Source organism: Algoriphagus ratkowskyi (assembly GCF_002150505.1).
In the GTDB taxonomy this organism is placed as follows: Bacteria; Bacteroidota; Bacteroidia; order Cytophagales; family Cyclobacteriaceae; genus Algoriphagus; species Algoriphagus ratkowskyi.
On sequence record NZ_MSSV01000011.1, the window covers coordinates 24,305 to 44,905 of the forward strand.

At 38.6% G+C, this 20,601-nt stretch carries 19 protein-coding genes, 1 tRNA gene and 2 pseudogenes; 5 read left to right on the top strand and 17 right to left on the bottom strand.

Annotated elements, in window-relative coordinates; genetic code table 11:
- Positions 1-403: 403 nt before the first annotated feature.
- Positions 404-2,707, bottom strand: a complete 2,304-nt coding sequence (locus BVH02_RS12510) for a type IA DNA topoisomerase (RefSeq protein ID WP_086501791.1) — start codon at positions 2,705-2,707, stop codon at positions 404-406.
- A 248-nt stretch (positions 2,708-2,955) separates the two neighbouring features.
- On the opposite strand from BVH02_RS12510, the gene BVH02_RS21415 reads away from it, so the two are divergent.
- The 4 genes and pseudogenes from BVH02_RS21415 (at position 2,956) to BVH02_RS12535 (ending at position 4,892) form a co-directional block, all read left to right on the top strand.
- The gene (locus tag BVH02_RS21415; protein WP_086501792.1) at positions 2,956-3,213 is read left to right on the top strand and encodes a hypothetical protein; all 258 of its coding nucleotides are present in this window, start codon (positions 2,956-2,958) and stop codon (positions 3,211-3,213) included.
- Positions 3,214-3,422: 209 nt separating this feature from the next.
- A pseudogene (locus BVH02_RS22050) lies at positions 3,423-3,703 on the top strand (SOS response-associated peptidase).
- 141 nt (positions 3,704-3,844) lie between these two features.
- A complete protein-coding gene (locus tag BVH02_RS12530; RefSeq protein ID WP_086501794.1) occupies positions 3,845-4,120 on the top strand; it encodes a hypothetical protein in 276 nt (91 codons plus the stop codon).
- 343 nt (positions 4,121-4,463) lie between these two features.
- The gene (locus BVH02_RS12535) at positions 4,464-4,892 is read left to right on the top strand and encodes a hypothetical protein (RefSeq protein ID WP_086501795.1); all 429 of its coding nucleotides are present in this window, start codon (positions 4,464-4,466) and stop codon (positions 4,890-4,892) included.
- A gap of 133 nt (positions 4,893-5,025) precedes the next feature.
- On the opposite strand, the gene BVH02_RS12540 is transcribed toward BVH02_RS12535, so the two are convergent.
- The 14 genes and pseudogenes from BVH02_RS12540 to rhuM all read right to left on the bottom strand — a co-directional run bounded on the left by BVH02_RS12540 (position 5,026) and on the right by rhuM (position 18,043).
- Positions 5,026-6,045 carry a helix-turn-helix domain-containing protein gene (locus tag BVH02_RS12540; protein WP_086501796.1) on the bottom strand — a complete coding sequence of 340 codons (1,020 nt, stop codon included), beginning with the start codon at positions 6,043-6,045 and terminating at the stop codon, positions 5,026-5,028.
- Positions 6,046-6,355: 310 nt separating this feature from the next.
- Positions 6,356-6,964 carry a YiiX/YebB-like N1pC/P60 family cysteine hydrolase gene (locus tag BVH02_RS12545; protein WP_086501797.1) on the bottom strand — a complete coding sequence of 203 codons (609 nt, stop codon included), beginning with the start codon at positions 6,962-6,964 and terminating at the stop codon, positions 6,356-6,358.
- 376 nt (positions 6,965-7,340) lie between these two features.
- On the bottom strand, positions 7,341-7,652 hold the full coding sequence (locus BVH02_RS21965) for a type II toxin-antitoxin system death-on-curing family toxin (RefSeq protein WP_086501798.1): 312 nt from the start codon (positions 7,650-7,652) through the stop codon (positions 7,341-7,343).
- A 23-nt stretch (positions 7,653-7,675) separates the two neighbouring features.
- A complete protein-coding gene (locus BVH02_RS12555) occupies positions 7,676-8,521 on the bottom strand; it encodes a hypothetical protein (protein WP_223271743.1) in 846 nt (281 codons plus the stop codon).
- Positions 8,522-8,576: 55 nt separating this feature from the next.
- The gene (locus BVH02_RS21970) at positions 8,577-9,335 is read right to left on the bottom strand and encodes an MBOAT family O-acyltransferase (protein WP_317045432.1); all 759 of its coding nucleotides are present in this window, start codon (positions 9,333-9,335) and stop codon (positions 8,577-8,579) included.
- Positions 9,236-10,021 carry an MBOAT family O-acyltransferase gene (locus BVH02_RS21975; protein ID WP_317045433.1) on the bottom strand — a complete coding sequence of 262 codons (786 nt, stop codon included), beginning with the start codon at positions 10,019-10,021 and terminating at the stop codon, positions 9,236-9,238. The genes BVH02_RS21970 and BVH02_RS21975 overlap by 100 nt, the downstream gene beginning before the upstream one ends.
- A gap of 315 nt (positions 10,022-10,336) precedes the next feature.
- On the bottom strand, positions 10,337-13,432 hold the full coding sequence (locus BVH02_RS12565) for an efflux RND transporter permease subunit (protein ID WP_086501800.1): 3,096 nt from the start codon (positions 13,430-13,432) through the stop codon (positions 10,337-10,339).
- A 12-nt stretch (positions 13,433-13,444) separates the two neighbouring features.
- Positions 13,445-14,956: an efflux RND transporter periplasmic adaptor subunit gene (locus BVH02_RS12570; RefSeq protein WP_086501801.1), complete on the bottom strand. Its 1,512-nt coding sequence runs from the start codon at positions 14,954-14,956 to the stop codon at positions 13,445-13,447.
- A 21-nt stretch (positions 14,957-14,977) separates the two neighbouring features.
- Positions 14,978-15,199 carry a hypothetical protein gene (locus tag BVH02_RS12575; protein ID WP_086501802.1) on the bottom strand — a complete coding sequence of 74 codons (222 nt, stop codon included), beginning with the start codon at positions 15,197-15,199 and terminating at the stop codon, positions 14,978-14,980.
- Positions 15,200-15,218: 19 nt separating this feature from the next.
- Entirely contained in the window at positions 15,219-16,403 is a 1,185-nt protein-coding gene (locus tag BVH02_RS12580) for a TolC family protein (RefSeq protein WP_086501803.1), read from the bottom strand.
- Positions 16,404-16,481: 78 nt separating this feature from the next.
- Positions 16,482-16,856, bottom strand: a complete 375-nt coding sequence (locus tag BVH02_RS12585) for a hypothetical protein (RefSeq protein ID WP_086501804.1) — start codon at positions 16,854-16,856, stop codon at positions 16,482-16,484.
- A gap of 346 nt (positions 16,857-17,202) precedes the next feature.
- Positions 17,203-17,403, bottom strand: a complete 201-nt coding sequence (locus BVH02_RS21785) for a hypothetical protein (protein WP_240507428.1) — start codon at positions 17,401-17,403, stop codon at positions 17,203-17,205.
- 12 nt (positions 17,404-17,415) lie between these two features.
- Positions 17,416-17,550, bottom strand: a pseudogene (locus BVH02_RS21980) (hypothetical protein); the annotation flags it as partial.
- Positions 17,551-17,623: 73 nt separating this feature from the next.
- Positions 17,624-18,043: a RhuM family protein gene (gene rhuM / locus BVH02_RS12595; protein WP_086501806.1), complete on the bottom strand. Its 420-nt coding sequence runs from the start codon at positions 18,041-18,043 to the stop codon at positions 17,624-17,626.
- A gap of 244 nt (positions 18,044-18,287) precedes the next feature.
- Here rhuM and BVH02_RS12600 point away from each other — a divergent pair, with 244 nt between their 5' ends.
- Complete coding sequence (locus BVH02_RS12600) at positions 18,288-19,058, top strand: hypothetical protein (RefSeq protein WP_086501807.1); 771 nt, start codon at positions 18,288-18,290, stop codon at positions 19,056-19,058.
- Positions 19,059-19,193: 135 nt separating this feature from the next.
- On the opposite strand, the gene BVH02_RS12605 is transcribed toward BVH02_RS12600, so the two are convergent.
- Both BVH02_RS12605 and sucC read right to left on the bottom strand, forming a co-directional pair.
- Positions 19,194-19,267, bottom strand: a tRNA-Arg gene (locus BVH02_RS12605).
- A 39-nt stretch (positions 19,268-19,306) separates the two neighbouring features.
- Positions 19,307-20,521 (bottom strand): ADP-forming succinate--CoA ligase subunit beta, encoded by a 1,215-nt coding sequence (gene sucC, locus BVH02_RS12610; protein ID WP_086501808.1) that lies wholly within the window; start codon positions 20,519-20,521, stop codon positions 19,307-19,309.
- Between the last annotated feature and the right edge of the window lie 80 nt (positions 20,522-20,601).

Here is a 20,601-nt window from a genome sequence, read left to right on the forward strand (position 1 = left end):
TATTCAAATTCTCAGTAGGGGATCTACTATCTGCTATTGTGAGAAATTCAATGAAGGATATTCATTCTATTGTATTATAGAGTTAGGAAAAATCATATTTAAATTGAGAACATAAATTATGTTCGTATTGAACAGATTTTGGTGAAAAGCTTACTTAATAGACACATTATTCCCAGAGTGAAATCTAGTGAGTCGTTCTTTTTTCATATTCAGACACATGAAAAAAATAGGCATTCTGTTTCTCACATGTTATAAGGTTGATTAAAGGGAGCAGGAAGGGAATTACTAAGATATGCTATAAGCTTTGATAGGGTTTCCTAAGGCTTGCTTAAACTTGCCTTGGAACCCTCTCTTATTTCTACTGACTCTCAAGTCAAAACCGCTATATCATTCATTTAACAGCTCAAACACTCACGCTCTCCTTCAATAATGATATCACTAGCTCAGCGGTTAAAGGTTTCTTATTCGCTTTTTCTCGGAGGGCATCAAAAGAGTATCTAAAGTCACATCCTTCTTTGTAAGCGCTGCATCCATAAGCCGTTTTCCCTCTTATGATAGTTCCCTTTTTGCATAATGGGCAGGAAATGACAGGAGGATTATTTTTAGAAGAGTTGGCTACTTTCTTTTCTTCCAAAACGAGTTGAAAATGATCATTGAAACGTAGCAATCCTTCTTTGTCGCCTGTCGCTGTTTTAAATCCTTTCAAATTGACAGTAGATCCTTTCTGGAGCAAACGCAAATACTGATTCTCTGATATAGTCTTTCCTTCGAAGGAAAAAGGAAGTAAAAAGTCACATCCTGTTTTATAGGCGCTGCATCCGTAACTCGAATTTCCTTTGAGCAGCGAACTTTCCTTGCATTTTGGACAAGCATATCCCACAAGTTCAGTTGCGGTTGTTGATTTTTCTTTTTCAGGAACCTTGGTTTCAGTGGGGTGAGATATTTTAGTACGGCTTTGTTCCCTTATAACTTCGTAGACCAAATGCTCCACCATTATCTTCATGTTCTTCACAAAAGAGCCCGCGTTGAAATTCCCTTTTTCTATCTCTTTCAATTGTTTTTCCCACCGCCCTGTGAGTTCTGCAGAGGTCAGTAGATCATTCTTAATGATATCGATCAATTGCACTCCTGTTTGGGTGGGCAAAATTTGCTTTTTATTCCGTTCAATGTATTGTCGCCTGAAGAGTGTTTCAATAATATTTGCCCGAGTAGATGGACGACCAATGCCATTCTCTTTCATTAATTCACGCAACTCTTCATCGTCAACTTGCTTGCCGGCTGTTTCCATGCCTCTTAACAAAGTTGCCTCGGTATATTGATGAGGTGCTTTGGTTTCTTTCTCCAGGAACGAAGGTTCATGCGGCCCTTTTTCTCCTTTAGTAAAGAGTGGCAACTCATCTTTCTCCTTTTTATCTTTGCCGTCAGCAATTTCAAAAACAACCCTCCAGCCTTTTTCTAAAATAACTTTCCCGGTTGTTTTAAACGGAACCGTATCCACTTTTCCTAATACTGTGGTATTGGACACCGCACAATCATCATAAAACACGGCGATGAATCTCCTGGAAATAATATCATATACTTTTAGGTGATTCCCGTGTAAACTGCTTTGAACTCCTGTAGGAATCATGGCATGGTGATCGGTTACTTTTTTATCATTGAAAACCTTGGTAGACTTTTTTAATTTTTTGCCGAAAAGTGGTTGAGTTAGCGAGGTATAATTCGTTAGCTTTTCTAAAATTCCTTTTGCTTTGGGGTAAATATCATTCGGTAAAAAAGTGGTATCCACTCTTGGGTAGGTGATTAATTTCTGTTCGTATAGTTGCTGCGCTATTTTAAGTGTTTCATCGGCAGAAAGGCCAAACTTATTATTGCAATACACCTGTAATCCTGTCAAGTCAAAAAGCTTAGGTGCGTAATCCTTTCCTTTTTTATTAGCAATAGAGACGACTTCAAAGTCATGTTCTTTTACCACGTTGGCAAAAGCCTCTCCATCTTCTTTCTTTAAAAATTTCCCCTCTTCACAGTTAAATACGGTCTCTCTATATACCGTTTGTAATTCCCAAAAAGGTTGTGGCTGAAAATTTTGAATTTCTTTAAAGCGGTTAACAATCATCGCTAGCGTAGGCGTTTGGACTCTTCCGATGGATAAGACCTGTTTGTATCCACCATGTTTCACCGTGTATAAACGCGTGGCATTCATTCCTAACAGCCAATCCCCGATTGCCCGGGAATATCCAGCATAATACAGATTGTCGTACTTAGCAGAGGGTTGCAGTTTTTCGAAGCCTTCCTTGATTGCCTCTGTGGTCAAAGATGAAATCCATAAGCGTTTGACTTCCCCTTTATACTCCGCTTGTTCAATTACCCATCGCTGAATCAACTCTCCCTCTTGGCCAGCGTCACCACAGTTAATCACAAGCGTAGCTGTGTCAAATAGCTTTTTTACAATGTCAAATTGCTTCTTGACCCCAACATTATTAACGACTTTAGTCTTGAACTTTTCGGGAAGCATAGGAAGGTGACTAAGGCTCCAACTCTTCCAATGAGGATCATAATCGTTCGGTTCAAATAAGGTGCAAAAGTGTCCGAAAGTATAGGTTACTATATAGCCATTCCCCTCATAATATCCATCGTGCCTAATATTAGCTCCTAGAACAGAGGCAATTTCACGGGCGACACTTGGCTTTTCAGCAATACAAACTTTCATCAGAAACAAAAATAGTTAAAATAGACTAAGCTCAATGGACTCTTGGCGCATTCAAGCACTTGGAAATGAAGTAGACCCTGTGAACCAAACTGTTAAAAAAAAATATACGTCCAAACCAATTATATCGGAACTCACTTTCTGGTAAATCTTTGAAGGCAAGAGAAATTGGCGTAAAGGTAATTGCTGAACCTGTTTTTTGGGCGATGGTAGGGGTGCGAATTGATTAATAACTAATAAGGAAATTTCTCATGGGAAGCTTTACCAATAGAGTTCGTTTTCTAGATGTTTTGGTGATTATTTTATCCATATATCTCCTTTTCGCACTTTTAATAGTTGCCTTTTTTAAGCTTCCAGAGGAGATAACCACCCTTCTACAGATTTTCGATTTAATGATTTGTGCAGTTTTCTTTCTTGATTTTTGTATTCGTTTTTACCACGCAGAGGACAAAATGAAATTCATGAAATGGGGATGGATTGATTTGGTAGCTTATGTCAAAGTTGAGTAAATGCGATTATCTACATAATAATTCCTAGCCTACTCAGATATCTTATTTTTAAAGAGTTGTTAAATTCTCTATTTTAAACTAGAACAATGGTCAAATAAGATGTGCTACCACATAAGCCAGTCATCTCTGGACTTTGATGAAGATTTTTAGGAGAGTATTCATAATGACAGGGCTAAGTCAACAAGTGATCACTATCATCTCAATGATCAATTTTTGAGCTTCCATCATTTCGGTCAGCAATCCTTAAGAGACGTTGCATTCTCCCGGTAACAGGTTTCTATGAGTGGAGACATTTTAAGAGTAGGACCTATCCTATTTCATTCATCTAGAGGGTTTAAGTATTTTTGCATTGGCAGGGATTTGGGAGGAATGGACAGATAAAGAAACTGGTGAAATAAAAAAAACGTATTCTATCATCACTACAGAAGCAAATTCACTGATGTCGCAAATTCATAATACCAAAAAAACGAATGCCGTTGATTCTGGATAATGCAACAGCATTAAAAATGGAAAACAGATCCTATTTAATTTACTGTCATAAGTAGATTATATTGACTAATTCGAAAGGAACTGTATTCTGGAATTTCTTAAAAAATTATATATTTTGTAACCTTCTTAAAATTATCAAACAATGACTGACGACCCTAATAACATGACTTCGAAAGAGGATGATGTGGTAGCAAAAGTAATTATCCACATCCCTACTGAGCCTGAGATTTCTTTTATATGTCCTGTGATGTTTAAAATGCCTGAGGTAGGACAGATTCTGGATTTAGCGTATGAAAATTTCATCACAGATCCAGACCAATGGAAAAGAGCCTTAAGCATATTAGAAAATGATGTGATGGTAATAGATAGAATTGAAGGTGAGCGTGTTTATCTGAGGAAAGGTAATCCTGCGTATTAGGGAAGGACTTCTTCTACACGGAGCTAAATAAAATATGCTGCGACTTTCTTTTCCTTACGCCCTATAAAAAGCTGTAGTACAGCTTATGTTCAAAGTTAACGTTTGACCTTATCTCTAATCTCATTAAGTGTTTTTACCTTATTTGTGATGCTGTCAATAGATATAGCATCGCCAGCCAAGTCTTGAAGAGTGAACACGAATTACCATCCTTCTTATACATTCTTAATTCAGAATCTAAATCGTTATTTATTGATGCAAATTCGATAAAGAATTACCTAATCAGTCTGTAATTTTCTCCTCTGTAATGATTTCAGGAGGATAATTGACTTTTAGGTAGAAATTAATGGATAGCGTATTTGTGGTTTTTTCTGGAGAACATCACCTTATGGAAGTCAGTTCCAGGCAGTTGGAAGGAAGCTTACCGGTTTTTAGAATTGAAGGAGTTTTCAGTAAGGAGCTAAAATGTATAGAGTGGATTGAAAGGAATTCAGTGGGTAAAACAGCTAGCTTACTGACTTACCTTGAAATTCCATTTGATCCAATAATTGGAAATATAGAGAAGGAATTACAGGCTTTTACTGTTAGGTTGAATAATGAATTTAAGATACTGGAAGTTTCTCTGGAGGAGAATCCGATCATCTCATATGAAAAAGACTATACCTATAAGGTTTTAAAAAATGGGGAGATTCTTGGCAGCTTCTGGGCGAGGGATTTTATAGATGCTTGTAAGGTAGCTTACATACGCGTAAAGGAGACCTTACGCAAATCATAAATAACGATGTATTGAATACAAAATAAATATCTTTTAGCTTTAAAACTAGTTGTACATAGGTCTATTAAATATAACTACACCATTACCTGTTGTCTTCTATAATTCTAATTGTTGTTTAGTTGGTTATGATTGCTTATTTATTTCTAAATTCTTTTCTGAAATTGGAAGGGGTGGTATGATACATTTTTTTAAAGAGTTCGCTAAAATAGCTCTGACTGCTAAACCCCACTTTATCTTTTATTTCCTGTAAACTTTCCTGCGTGTTTATTAGTAAATTTTTTGCTAATGTAAGTCGCAAATATTGAAGGTATTCATTGGCGCTTTTGTTATAGAAATGGCGAAATCCATTCTGAAATTTTTTTGAACTTAGTCCTACTCGCTGTGCAATGGAATTTAATGAATTGATTGTGTCTAATTCCAATTTCATAATTTCAACAGCTTCCTTAATCGCATCAGCTTCTGATTTTCGAAGAATCTTTTTTTCTGAATTCCCTTCTAAATCATCGTTATATTGGATCAGCTGTTGAGCGAGCATTCTATAGGATTGGCTTTCAAGCCATATTTTTTTAATGAGATGTTCGTGATGTTGTGATTTCATTTCATCAAATATTTCTCCCAACACCAGACTGTATAATCCATTGTAATAGAAGGATTGCTTCGCTTTTTGATCATTAAAAATTGATCGCAGGGCTGGCTTGGTCTTTTTTAACTCACAGGACATTTTCTCCTTGAATATTTCTCGGTCTACTTCCAGGCTATAGATTTCAGTGAACGTGTTTTTTTTGAAGTGTAACACATGCCCATTGTGCCCTTGGCTTGCTACAATGATGTTTTGATACTTTTGGAGAGAATGTCTTTGCTCATCCTGTTCAAAAAAGTGTGAAATACTGCCTTCCAGACAGAATAGAAACTTTAAAGGGTGTGTGAGATTAACAGAAAAGCACATTTCTATATCACAATTGAATGTGCATGCATAAATCAAGATACCTAAACCGCCATTAAAATTGATTGCTTTGATGATACCTGAGCCCCATTCATCAGGAAGGAGTACAGTATATTCGCCGCAATCATTTACATAACTTGTATTTAAACCTTTGGCTATATCTGCCATTACTTCCTCTAAGGGAAGAGAATGGATCTGAAGTTTTTTCATAAGGGCACTAAGATACTATAATCATTTTCCATGGGAATGATTTGTATACAGGACAGCGAGAAAGTTGCCCCGCAATCTTCCATCGGTTTTAAATGCTCAAGCTACAGTAACTAGGGATGAATAATCTCCCAATGGATTTGCTACAAAAAGCTGGACAATATTTTTCAGCCTTATTCATGCTAGCTTTTCAACTTAGTGCGCAGACTAAGCGTGTAGAATTAACCCTGTAGCTTATCTTAGACTTGAGCCATTAAATAGGAAAGTAAATCCATGTAAGAGGAAAAAAATCATACTACTACCTCTGGAGTTTTTAAATTTTTAGATACCCAATGACTTTCAGGTTCTCGTTTGCTGCCAGACCGTTCGGATTACAACCCAGTTTCCCTTCCGGCACATCAATACCAAGCTTCTGATAGAAGTCCACCCAGAATATGTCTGTTTTCTGAGTGTCTGGGTTGATGAAGGTCATGGGTTCCAACTCAAATATCCCTGCATGACGATAAGCTCGCTCTACAAAATCCGAACAATAATAGGAAGTATCATTTAGGACATAGCTCCAATTATACGGTTTTCCCAGCAGTGTTTTGGACGTACTGATAGCCTGATTGATGGAGTTTTGATCCGTATTAGTTAGCCTATAAACTGCGAAACGACGGTTCTGGGCGGTTTGGCTTAGGACCAAACTATCCAGCGGTTCACGTACAGATCCTTTTTTGCCAATCGTATGAAGAATAAAGACAGACTCGTCGCATACTTCAATGATACCGACATGGTCGAAAGAGATATGACTATCTCGATGAGTAACTCTGTTGATGGCGCCAGACAAATGCTCTTCCTGTGCCCCGACAAACACAAGATCTCCATTCTGTATGTCCAAATTAAGGTAGGGGATAGACTGCTGAGCGATAGCCGTAGGCATCCGACAAAAACATAAAAAGAGTAATAGGAAAAAAACTGAACGAATATTCGGCATGGTAAGCGTGTATAGTTTTGGATGATGTAATCTTATATCGTGTGGGTACTATATCTTTGATTACAAATTTTCCCCTAGATGTGAATAAAATACCAAAGAAATTTACAGTTTTGGATTTGTAGTTGAGTTAGGAAGGGCGTTTACACTTAGAAATTTGACTTATAACCAATCAGAAGCATGGAATTCCTGCACTAATTTCCTTATTGATACCAGGTATAGGGCAGATGCATTTGGTGGTAAGGAAAGAGGGATAGTAAAAGATATCCCTCAAATAATTTATTTGGGATTAGTTATTCCTAATCAAAACACTGATCACTAATTTCTAGACTGTCTCCATTTCCTCGGGTTTACTTGAAGCAATGAACAAGGTTAAGCTGGCCAGTGCATGATTGCTGATGATAGAGGCACCCTTCTCATGACGCAACAAATCGTTTGACTGCAAAAAGAGAAGGAAGCAAGCTGCTGCAATCCGTTTGTTTCCGTCCACGAAGCCGTGATTTTTGACGATCAGGTATAGAAGAGTAGCTGCTTTTTCTTCAAGCGTAGGGTAGAAGTCCTCATCACCAAAACCCTTGCTAATCTGTGCAACTGCGCTCTCAAAGCTTCCGTCTTTTCTTTCCCAAAAACTCCGTATTCAAAATCTGATTTTATGGCAATTCAATTATTTATTTTACTTACACCTTGATTGTTGAACAAAACCTTCGCAAATTTCTCCCCACCTTTTCTATCTAAATGATCCATATCCCTAAACAAGGAATCCTGTTCTAAGTATAAACTATCAAAATCTATAATTGGTAAATCATAGTTCATTAATACACTGTCTGCATTATAACTTTCATTATTCAGTATGTCGGCATATGTTTTTGTAAATGGAAATCTCAGTCCTATTAAGTCAATATCGTTTTGTTGACAGAGTGAAATAATCCTAAGTAAGGATTCTGACATTCCTGCAGATGGAGTTGAGGTTTTAAAATAATTATTAATACGATCTCTGCTAATTTCCTGTTGCTGTATAGCTGATAGATTTTCCCAAGAACTTTTTGATCTGACTCCTCCCCATTTTGAAGTATTAAATAATTCATCCTGTATGAAATGCTTTATCACTAGATTATATCGGTCATTTAAAAATACACAGTAATAAACAAGGTATTTTTCACGTATATATTTTAAATAACTTGAGTAGTCATTTTTAGTAGTATAGTATGCGGATCTGTCTAAATTATTTTGATTTTCTCTGGTTGGAGAAAGTGTATGGTCATCAACACTGATATAGATTTTTTCCACTTGGGTATTCCGAATTAAGTACTTCAACTTACGCTCCATATCAAGATACGAATCACTTTGTCCTGAAAAATTATGGACATTATTAATCTCAGTAAAATCACCCAATGGGGTGCCATGGGAGTCAGCGAGCAAATACGAGGAATAATTTAAATCAACTTCATTGTAATCCTTTATATAAAAACCTTTTATTAAAAAGAACATGAAAATATTGAGAGCCATCAGCATTATAAGAAAAGAAATTATTCTTTTAAAGAAGTGATTTATCATTATGCTTTCAAAACTGGAAATATATAAATTCTATTTCTTCGGAAGTGTTTCCGAAAATATCAATGATCAAAATTATAAACAGATAAATTGACCATCTGTATGCTTTTCTTGGAACATCTTTTAATCCTGATATCCCGTATTGTCCGATTCTGCCTTTCCACTCAGCTAAAAGAAAACAACCAATCAATACCAATAAAGTGATAGCTCCAGGGAATAAAGAAAAGTTTGGTAATGCAACCAATTTAATGGTGAAAATTCTGGAGATGTAGCTAAGTGCATGATCCATGTCCTCAGCTCTGAAGAAAATCCAAGAAAATACGGTTAGGCAAAATGTTCCTAACATGGCTATTAATTCTTTTAAACTTGGCCATTTCCTATCCGATGCCACGATATCTAAGTGTTGTCTATTTCTGCCTAACAGCAATAACGGAACAAAGTAAAGTGCGTTCAACGCCCCCCAAACTATAAATGTCCAGTTTGCACCATGCCAAAAGCCGCTAAGTATAAATATGATGAAGATGTTTCTGATTTGTTGTAATTTATTTCCTTTACTGCCGCCTAATGGAATGTAAACATAATCTCTAAACCATGTAGATAGGGATATATGCCATCGTCTCCAGAATTCTGCCATATTTCTGGAGAAATATGGGAAAGCAAAATTTTGCATTAAGCTGAATCCAAATAACCTGGATGTGCCAATCGCAATATCAGAATAACCGGAAAAATCCCCATATATCTGAAAAGTAAAAAATATTGCCCCAAGCAATAAGGTGCTTCCTTCGTACTGAGAGGAGTTATTAAATATGGTATTGGCAAATTCTGCACAATAACAATTTTCTTGAATAATCCCCATAAGATTTGTCTTAATCCATCGGTCGCCTGCGAATAATCAAATTTTCTTTTTTGATAAAACTGAGGTAGAAGATTTGATGCTCTCTCAATTGGGCCCGCTACCAGCTGGGGGAAGAAACTAACAAATGCCGAAAAAGCGACCAAATCTTTGGTTGGTTTTAACTTTTTCCTATAAATATCTATGGAATAGCTCATCGTCTGAAATGTGTAAAAACTGATTCCAACAGGTAAAATAATATTCAGGGTATTATCCTTGATCGGCATTCCCAAAACAATGAAAGCGTCCACAAAATTATCGAGGAAGAAATTATAGTATTTAAAGAAACCCAAGAGACCAATATTGATCAAAAGACTTAAAATCAAGAGCAATTTGCGATGAGATGAGGCTTTTGCATTGTATAGCTGGATTCCTACAAAATAATCAACTAAGGTGCTAAACGCGATCAAAGCCAAAAATCTCCAGTCCCACCATCCATAAAATAGATAGCTTGATGCTACAATGAGAATGTTTTGGGCTTTTAGATTTTTACCTAGTACAAACCAATATAATACAAATACTATGGGCAGAAAGACTGCAAAGTCCAGCGAATTAAAAAGCAAAATACGTTGGGATAACTCCTAATTTAACCACAGGTGCGATTGGTGATAATTTATAAAATTAGAGAAAAACGGACAGTTTAAAAATGCAATGAAAGGAGCATAGATTTTTTAAGAAAATTTAAGCTTAGGTAGGGGGATTTCAAGAGAATTGGTAGACTTTAACTAAGCCAATTGTTGTCAGCGTTTTCATTGTGTAAATAATCTAAAAGATTTTATAGAGTTCAACTCGATTTGTTTGAATGATTCGAGAATCAGTTAGATCGTATCCAACTAAAAAAAATGCCCCGCTGCATTTACAACGAGGCATCTAATCTATTAATCTAATTGCCGGTTTTCCCTTTTCAAAACCAACTCATACACACATGGTATCACAAATAGATTCAGTAAGGTGGCAGTAAGCAACCCTCCCAAAATAACGACAGCCATTGGGCTCTGAATCTCATTTCCAGCTTCATTACCTTTTAGTGCCAAAGGAATCAATGCCAACCCGGTAGTTAATGCTGTCATTAGGATAGGATTGAGACGATCCATTGCACCTTCAAGCAAGAGTTCAGCTCCAACTTTCCCTTCCTTTCTCAGGTCTTCATACCTAGAAACGAGGAGTATTCCGTTTCTGGTCGCGATACCAAACAAGCTGATAAAACCAATTGTGGCAGCTATACTAATCACACCCGAAGTAAAGTAGACAATCAGAATTCCACCAATCAGTGCTAAAGGTAAATTAAGTAGCACCACCAAGGAGAGTTTAATATCCTGAAACTCGTAATACAGCAAAAGGAAAATAACCAAAACTGCCATACCTGCAGTAATTAAGAGAAGCTGAGAAGCTTTTGCCTCACTTTCAAACTGTCCATCATATTCGACACGATATCCTTCTGGAAGCTGAATTTGATCTCCAATGATTTGTTGGATATCATTGACCACACTTCGCAGATCTCTGCCTTGTACGTTTGCTGCGATTACAATTTTGCGCTGAACATTTTCTCGACTTATGGTATTTGGGCTACTCACTGACCCTATACTAGCTAGTTGATCCAGAGGGATTTGACCTCCATTAGGCAGTGAAATCAAGGCTTTGTCAATACTAGCTCTTGTGCTTCTTGATTCAGGTCTAAATCTTACTACCAGATCAAAGTACTTTTGTCCTTCATAGATCTCGCCTGCCTTTTCGCCGGCAAAAGCAATATCAATCTGCTCCATCAAATCAGACACCGTCATTCCGTTAGCGGCAAGTAATTGTCGATTCGGAGTAATCCTCAGTTGAGGAACTTCTACTTGCTGATCTACCGCCACATCAGCAATACCCTCAATTGACTTGATGCTCGTTTCGATATTCTTCCCCACCTCAAACAAGCGCTGAAGGTCAGAGCCAAAGACTTTGATAGCAATATTAGCGCGAGTACCAGAAAGCATATGGTCTATCCGATGTGCAATTGGCTGCCCAAGCGTTATACTTGCGCCTGGGACCAAACTCAGTTTAGTTCGCACTTCTTCGAAAAACTCCTCTTTGGTTTTATCTGAAAGGACAAATGGAACATCGATTTCAGCAGCATTTACGCCCTGCGCATGCTCGTCCAATTCAGCCCGTCCCGTTCTTCTGGTTACTACATTCACCTCCGGCATGTCTAAGAGAATCTGCTCTACCAATAAACCAGTTTTGTTACTTTCTTCCAAAGACATTCCAGGAATACCCACTACACTGATCACCAAGGAACCCTCATTGAACTCCGGAAGAAAGCTGCGTCCCAGTTGTGAGAAAAGGATTAAGCTCACTATAAATGCAGCAGCAGTCAGACCTATGATCCATTTGGGGATTTCCAGGGCTCTGCGTAAGACTGCGGAATAGTGCTTTTGCAACCATCGTTCTACTTTGGTTCCTTCCGCTTGTTTTTCAAGTACCTTTTCATTTTTCAACAAATAGGAACAAAGAACGGGAGTCACCGTCACTGCTACGATCAAGGATGTCAAAACTGAGGTGATAAATGCAATTCCCAAAGGCTGTAATAATCGTCCTTCCATTCCGCTTAAAAAGAATAGCGGAATAAAAGAAACAATGATAATCAGGGTAGCTATAATGATCGAACTACGGATCTCAACCGAAGCATCCCGAACTACTTTTAGCACTGACTGCCGCTGTTCAATAGGCTTCCGAACGTTCTCTCTCAATCTTTTGAATACATTCTCAACGTCTATTATCGCATCATCCACCAATGCACCTATTGCAATAGCCATCCCTCCTAGACTCATGGTATTGATCGTATATCCCAAAAGGTTTAAAACGATCACGGATACCAATAACGAAATTGGAATTGCGACTAAAGAGATTACCGTAGTTCGCCAATTCATCAAGAAGATGAACAGGACAAGCACCACGAAAAATGCTCCCTCAAGCAAAGTTTGGTTCAAATTCGAAATAGAAGACTCGATGAAATCAGACTGCCTGAAGATCTGACTTTTGATTTCCACCCCAGCCGGTAGCGTGCTCTGCAAATCTGCCAGAGCCTCATCCAAACTTTCAGTAAGCTCCAAAGTATTGACATCAGGTTGCTTAGAAACAGTCAGAATCACAGCTGGGGATGCATTCAGAGATCCATCTCCGATTTTGTCTGCTGCTCCAATCTGCACGGTGGCTACATCTTTTATTTTTATGGATTGTCCATTTACCTGCTTCAAAACTGCCTCTTGCAAATCTTCCACTGCATACGCTCTGCCGCTTCCCTTGATGATGTATTGATTTCCGAATTCATTCAATACACCTCCCGGAGCATTAATATTGGACTCGGTTACTTTTTCCAACAATTCTCCCAAAGTGACATCGTAGTATTTCAGTTTTTCAGGATTGGCAAAAACTTGGTATTGCTTAAAGTCACCCCCGATCACCACCACATTTGCAATTCCACCTATGGATTTGATTCGTGGGCGAATGGTCCAATCTGCCAGGGTACGTAACTCCATGGGAGAAAGACTATCCGAGGTAACTCCCAAAAGCATGATTTCACCCATGATAGATGAGATCGGTGCCATCGTAGGAGTACTTACTCCATCAGGTAAATTTTCCTGAACCATAGGAATTCGCTCACTCACAATTTGCCGGGCACGATAAATATCAGTGCCCCAGTCAAATTCTATCCACACAATCGATATCCCCGCAGCAGATGAAGAACGGATTCTTCTGACATTGGGAGAACCGTTCATTGCAGTCTCCAACTGGTATGTAACCAGTTTTTCCACTTCTTCTGATTCCATCCCATGTGCTTCTGTCAAGATCGTAACAGTGGGTGCTGTCAGATCAGGAAACACATCCACATTCATCGTTCGTGCCAAAAACAGTCCTGTTATACTGAGTACAACAGCACCAAAAAGCACTAACAATCTATTGTGTAGTGAAATCGATAAGATTTTATTTAGCATAGCGTAGATACATTAATGTTCATGGCCATGCGCTGGTGCCTGTCCTGATATAGAAGCCATCTTCACCTGGTATGCACCACGTGTGACAACAACTTCACCAACCTTCACTCCATCTAAAATTTCAACTTCTTCCCCATTTCTTCTGCCTATCCGTACAGCTCTTCTTTCAAAGCTTTCTCCCGACAATTCTACAATCACAGAATAATTCCCGTAGTCTTCCAGCAATGCGGATTCAGGAATAACTGCTGCCGATTTGGACAAGCCAAAAGCTATTTGGACTTCGGTGAAGCTACCTTCAGGCATTTCCACCACATCGTTGATTTCTGCAAATACCGACAGCAAGGGTTGATCACGTTCCACTTCTTTACCCACAGATAACACTTTACCTTGGGTTGTCTTCAGGCTTGACCAATGATTAGGGCTATTTTGATAGTAGATATCGTGGATATTCTGAAGCTGAGTTGCATAGGATGGGCTCACTTGGACTTCCAAGAGACTGGTTTTATGACTTGTAATGGTCACCAAACTCGCGCCTTCAGAAACAAATGCTCCATTATCTACGGAAATTGATTTCAAATAACCCTCAAATGGAGCAACGATTTGCTTGCCACTGGATGTATAGCCTGCACTGAGTGTTTCATAGGTTGACTTGGCAACCAGATACCTCTGTTCCACTATCTCAAATTCGGACTGGGGAACTATCTTGGATTCAAACAGCTGTTTCTTTCGCTCATATTCAAGACTTGCCTGATCAAAAGCAGCTTTCGCTTTTTGTATTTCAGCTGAAAGATTATTTGAAGTCAATCCGGCACTGCTTACAGACATCAGTAATTGTCCTTTTTGCACTTTCATCCCTTCGTTGAGATTACTGCTGTTGAAATTCACTTTCCCACTAGTTGTGGCGATAAGCGTCTGATAATCCGAAGGAGATACTTTCCACCTCCCGGAAGTAGGGATGGTTTCATAGATTTCCTTTTCTACAACTTTTGCAGTTTGAAAATCTATTTTCCAAGCCTGCTCTTTCAGAAAAGTAATGGAGCCGTCATCAACTTCCGCTGTGCCCAATGCTTTTATCGCATCTTCCAAATTAGCATAAACTGTTACCTGATCAATTACAATTCGATCAGTTACAGTAGGTGTTTTTAGCTCAAATACCAATTGATAAACCCCTGCTTCCTTTGGCTGTAAAGTGGGCTTGAAAATACCAGGGGAATCCGGAGCTTCAGCAGTATTCCTAATTCCAGTCTCACCTTTTATTAGACTTACCGTCAATGTGCCCTCACGGACAGGTTGATGCTTGTCCATAATCGTAAAGTGGGCTGCAAATCGACTGGAAGCACCTACCACCAAAGCTGGATATTCTACAAACAACTCTGTTTTATCTGTCCACACTGTGGCATCCACAGTTGGAACAACCGATGCCTCTGACACATGCTCTCCACTCACGTCGTGGGCATGATCGTCCTCTTCCTTGGCCTGACAGGAGGCTAGGATCAGTGTAATCATTAGAATTACATATCGCATAATCAATATAATTCGACTAGATTAATGGTCACTGTGAGTGGCGCCATCTTCATGGGTATGAACAGCAGAATCCTTTTCTACTTTGAATTCTTCTTGATGATGATCGGCATCCTCAGCTTCATGTTCATGACCGTGGGCCTCTTCTGTTGTATGTTCGTGACCATGATCGTCATCAGTTTTTTTGTTTCCACAGGAGACAGAAATAATCAATAGAAGTGCGAATAAAATATTTGAGATTTTCATAATTTTTTAGTTTTGTATATTATAATTGATGTTTTAATAGTACAGATTTGGATTGATTTAACTGTTTCTCCATATCCAACATGGAATCGATTGCCTGCTGATAAAATTGCAATTCGAGGTAATACTGCATAAAAGAGAGCTCACCCAATTCAAATGCCTGAAGCAACAATGCTTCACTGCCCAAGGACTGAAGAGTGGACTGATATTCCTGATATTTATTTAGCATCGCCTGATACACTTCATATTCACCCAGAAAAGCGGTATGCATCTCATCTGTTTGGACTTGTGTAAAAGACTTTTGGTAATCATAGTTTGCCTCAGCCGCCTTGACAGTATTTCGGCTACTCCATAAGGGAATAGAAACTCCTCCATAAATACCTGAGTAGTTAGCCCCAGAAACTCCTTGGTAATTATATCCTGCAGTTAGATTAGGAAGTGATTTACTTTTAGAAAGTTTGATTCGCTGCTGAGCAACTTTCTCTTGCTCCAAAAGGACTTTCAATTCAGGATCTACCTGCATTTTTTCTAGCCATAAACTTTCTGGATCTTCGATAATCAGAGAGGTCGAATAATCTTTTTGAGAAAACTCCAGCTCAGTTCCGCCATTCAGATTTTGAAGTTGAAGCATGATCTTTTTTCGATCAGCAGTCAAAATATCCAGCTTAAACTGTTCTTGAATCCAGGCGATTTTAGCCTTATTGAGTTCCAGAATCCCGGCTTGTTCGAGCTCAAAGAGCTCATTAGTCTGATCAAATAACTTCTTAGACTGCAAAACTCTGACTTGCTCAACCTTCTCTTTTTTGGCTAAGAAAATCAGTTCATTTAAGAGTTTGACAGCTGGAAGTAATACCTCTTGCCGTTTCAACTGATATTCCAAGGCGCTTTGTGCCTCTAACATCTCAATGAGGTTACCACGAGTGCTATATACCGTTGGAAATTCAAATGACTGGGTAATTTGAAACTCTGTATAGTCACCCGCTACATGATCTCCAAAAGGCAGGTAATACGCACCGGCCTGTGGATCAGGGAGGTTATTTGATGCTTTTTGCGATAGCTTTTTACTTTCCAAGAAGGAATAAAAAGCCTTTAGGGTGGCATTATTCTGTTCGATTTGCTGTAAAGCATCCATTGTATTGGGAGACTGAGCTACAGCAACAAACGAAAATAAGCACACGCAAAAAGCGAGTACATTATTTTTTAACATGAAGTTGAATTTAGAATGAATCAATAGTTCTCAATGAAAGCTTATTTCATTGACTTTGATAAGTCATCAAAGATTGATTTATCCTAATGAAGGGGGCCCTCGAAGGGCAATCGAAACAAAGTAGGTGTTCTTAGGTATCCTTAACGATTCAGGAACAGTCTTTTCTAAAGCTGGCCTTATCTCATTAACTGGTACTCGAAAAAGTTCTGGAACCGTTCTCTGAACTTTGCTCTTGTTTACGTTATTTTCGGTAGACTGTGCTTGTGAAGGAGAATGATCAACTAGCTGCTGTGAATGGGCATGATTAGCAAAAAGTATGGAAAGAAAGTCTAAAGGACTATTCTCGTCTGAATGATGCTCATGCGCTGTTCTTTCATGGTCGTGAGCATGATAATCTGAGAGAACTTCTACTTCATGCTGGTGATGAGAATGGGGCGCCAATTGATGCAACATGAACAAGCAGAACATGCTGAGTAGAAATCGAGCTATTATCTTGGAGAAAGTGCGCACCGCTTGCAAAGGAATTTAATTTATACTTCAAATCAAATGTTTTCTTTTCCTATGGATGAGAAATGAAAAAATGACTCGTTTTGAAAGTACGGCTAAATAGGGAAAATAACTTATACCCATACTGGAGTATTACAAAAATAGTCTCAAAAATTCGGAAACCACCATTTTTCGAAACTTCGAAATTTTGATTTTACCTGAAGTATAGTTTAATGGCTACTGATGAATTTTTTTACCTAAAAGCAAAGTAAATACATAATTTACTACTAGAAACCTTTAAACTCTTGATAAACTAGTTATTTCTATTCAGAACGCTGATCACTAATTTCTTTACGGTGTCCATTTCCTCTGGTTTGCTGGAAGCAATGAACAAGGTTAAGCTGGCCAGTGCACCATTGCTGATTATAGGGTTTAACTCCTGATTATGCAACAGATCGTTTGACTGCAAAAAGAGAAGGAGGCAAGCTGCAGCAATCTGTTTGTTTCCGTCCACGAAGCCGTGATTTTTGACGATCAGGTATAGAAGAGTTGCTGCTTTTTCTTCAAGCGTAGGGTAGAAGTCTTCTTCACCAAAACCCTTGCTAATCTGTGCAACTGCGCTTTCAAAGCTTCCGTCTTTTCTTTCCCAAATACTCAGGATTTAAAATCTGATCTCATAGCTAAGATCACTTCTTGTTAGTGCGCTAACTCAGGATAGTTTGCCTGTCTTTTAGTTAATCCTTTTTTATCAAGGTTCTCATGATCATAATCATCCAGTAACTCAAGCCCTTTTGCAAAATGATTAAGCCAATCCAAGTTTTGGTCTTGTGCTTTTTGTTCAATTGTACGGCTGAGTATCCGGATTCCGTCTTTAAGGGTCTGAACTTCTTGTGCTTCTGAGAAAGCCTATTTTCATAGATTGCATAGCCCTGAACAAGGAAATCTTTGAGTCGTTGGGTTGCCCATTGGCGGAATTGAGTGCCTCTTTTGGAATTAACCCGGTAACCGACAGCGATTATTACATCTAGGTTATAATGTGCTCTATCTCTTTCAACTGTCCTTTTACCTTCCATTTGAACTGTTCGGAATTTCCGAACAGTTGTGTCTTTTTGTAGTTCCTCAGATTCGAAGATGTTTTTGATATGTTCGCTCATGTTTGCTTTACTGGATTCAAAAAGCTCTACTTATTGGCTATTCGTTAACCAGGTAGTTTCATTCTCAAACTTTACTTCAATTTGAGTTTGGCCATCATTGCCCTGATATATTTCAATTTAATTTTCCATTGTCATTGATCAATTTAAGCGTCATTTTTGAGTTTAAGGCTATTCATTGAAAATTCAAGCAACTCTGAACTTATAGTAATCGTTACTAAAATTTAGTTTTCTTATTCAACTTTATATGAAGCAATTTTCATATTCCTTTTTGAGTGCTATTTTAGCCCTTTTTATTTTCAGCTCATGTCTAGAAGATGTAGATTTCGTACCAGAGCTTGAGAACTGTGAGGTTGACACTGATCATTTTGGGCAATTCTCATTAGCCTTCTATAATTCTAATCCACAGGAATCATCCTCTATCAAAAATATAAGTTATGAAGCTCTTTGCTGGGAAAACACCTATCCAATTCAAATAGGAGGGATAGGTACAGGGAATTGTGGAGATGGATATGAATATATCACCAACCCACGTCTTGCATCTGGTATATCTTTGGCAGAATTTGATACAGCAGCAGATCCTGACCAGTATTCTTATAAGCGATACTTGGAAATATTAGTATCCTTTGGTTGTGACCAGTACAGTACACAGGAAAAATTCTATGGTTTGCTTAGTCAGGGCGATTACAAACTAGCCTTTACTCAAGATGATTTTAGTGCATTTACCCTCAATTATTACGATGGCAAAAAACGATATAGTTCTTTAGGTGTGGATAATTCCAACTCTGAGCTGAATGTATCCAATCTTGTAAATGTTAAACCGGATTTTAATCAGGAGCCAGCTGGAAATAATGGCCTTCCTGCATCTGTGGAAGCAACTTTTACGTTTTCTGGACTGCTAAAAGCTGAGGATGGATCGTATTTGTCAGTGGAAAATGCTAAAGTCAGAGGGCAATATTATCGTCAGGCACCCTGGGGTTATTTTTGGGAAGATTGGGGCAAAGGCTGGAATGATTAGGTTTTGGTAATAATCTAATACCTCTTACTGAGGGTATAAAATATCCATAAAAAAACTATGTAAACATTCGAGGTTTTGGAAACCTCAAATGTTAGCCAACGAAAAAAGCTCAGACATAATGCCTGAGCTTTTTTGTGCACTCGGAAGGATTCGAACCCTCAACCCTCAGAGCCGAAATCTGATATTCTATCCAGTTGAACTACGAGTGCATGATGTACCGAAGATTGCTCTTCAGTACACTTGATATATTATGCTTCGAGTACAGCTTTTACTTTGTCCGCAGCTTCTTTCAAGGTGATCGCAGAGAATACTTTCAATCCTGAATCATCAATGATTTTTGCTCCTTCAGCAGCATTTGTTCCTTGAAGTCTTACTATAATTGGAACTCGGATGTCACCGATAGTTTTGTAAGCTTCTACTACACCGCTAGCGATTCTGTCGCATCTTACGATACCACCAAAAACGTTTATCAGGATAGCTTTTACATTAGGATCTTTAAGGATGATTCTGAAACCAGCCTCTACAGTAGTAGCATTGGCCCCTCCACCCACGTCAAGGAAGTTAGCAGGTTCGCCACCTACAAGCTTGATCATGTCCATTGTCGCCATCGCAAGACCAGCACCGTTCACCATGCAACCTACGTTTCCGTCAAGTTTTACATAGTTCAAACCTGATTCACCAGCTTCTACTTCTAAAGGATCCTCTTCAGCCACATCTCTAAATGCTGCCAATTCTTTTTGTCTGTAAAGTGCGTTATCATCGATGTTCACTTTAGCATCTACTGCCAAGATCTTATCGTCAGAAGTTTTCAATACTGGGTTGATCTCAAACTGAGAAGAGTCAGTTCCTTCGTATGCATTGTAAAGAGCAGTGATAAATTTCACCATTTCTTTAAAAGCGTTTCCTGAAAGGCCAAGCGCAAAAGCTACTTTTCTTGCTTGGAAAGGCTGAAGACCAACTTTAGGATCGATCCACTCTTTCATGATTTTCTCAGGAGTATGCTCCGCAACTTCCTCGATGTCCATTCCACCTTCGGTAGAGGCCATGATTACGTTGCTACCTGTAGCTCTATCCAATAGGATAGATAAATAATATTCTTTTGGCTCAGATGCCCCTGGATAATAGACATCCTCAGCGATCAAAACCTTATTAACAAGTTTTCCTTCTGGGCCAGTCTGGTGAGTCACCAATGTACCGCCAAGGATGTTTTTTGCTTTTTCAGCGACTTCTTCCAATTTCTTGGCAAGTATAACTCCATGAGAGCCTGTTTCGTTGACAACGCCTTTTCCACGACCACCTGCGTGAATCTGAGCTTTGATCACAAACCAGCTTGTACCAGTTTGCTCTTTCAACTTAACGGCTGCCTCGTGAGCTGCTTCAGGTGTGTCGGCGACTATACCTTCCTGAATACGGACTCCGTAACCTTTTAATACTTCTTTAGCCTGATATTCGTGAATATTCATCCTTTGGAAATTTTTGTGCGAAGTTAAGTCCTTAGACTCGATAAATCAAACCAGCCTTTTTCCTTTTTCAACAAAAAAAG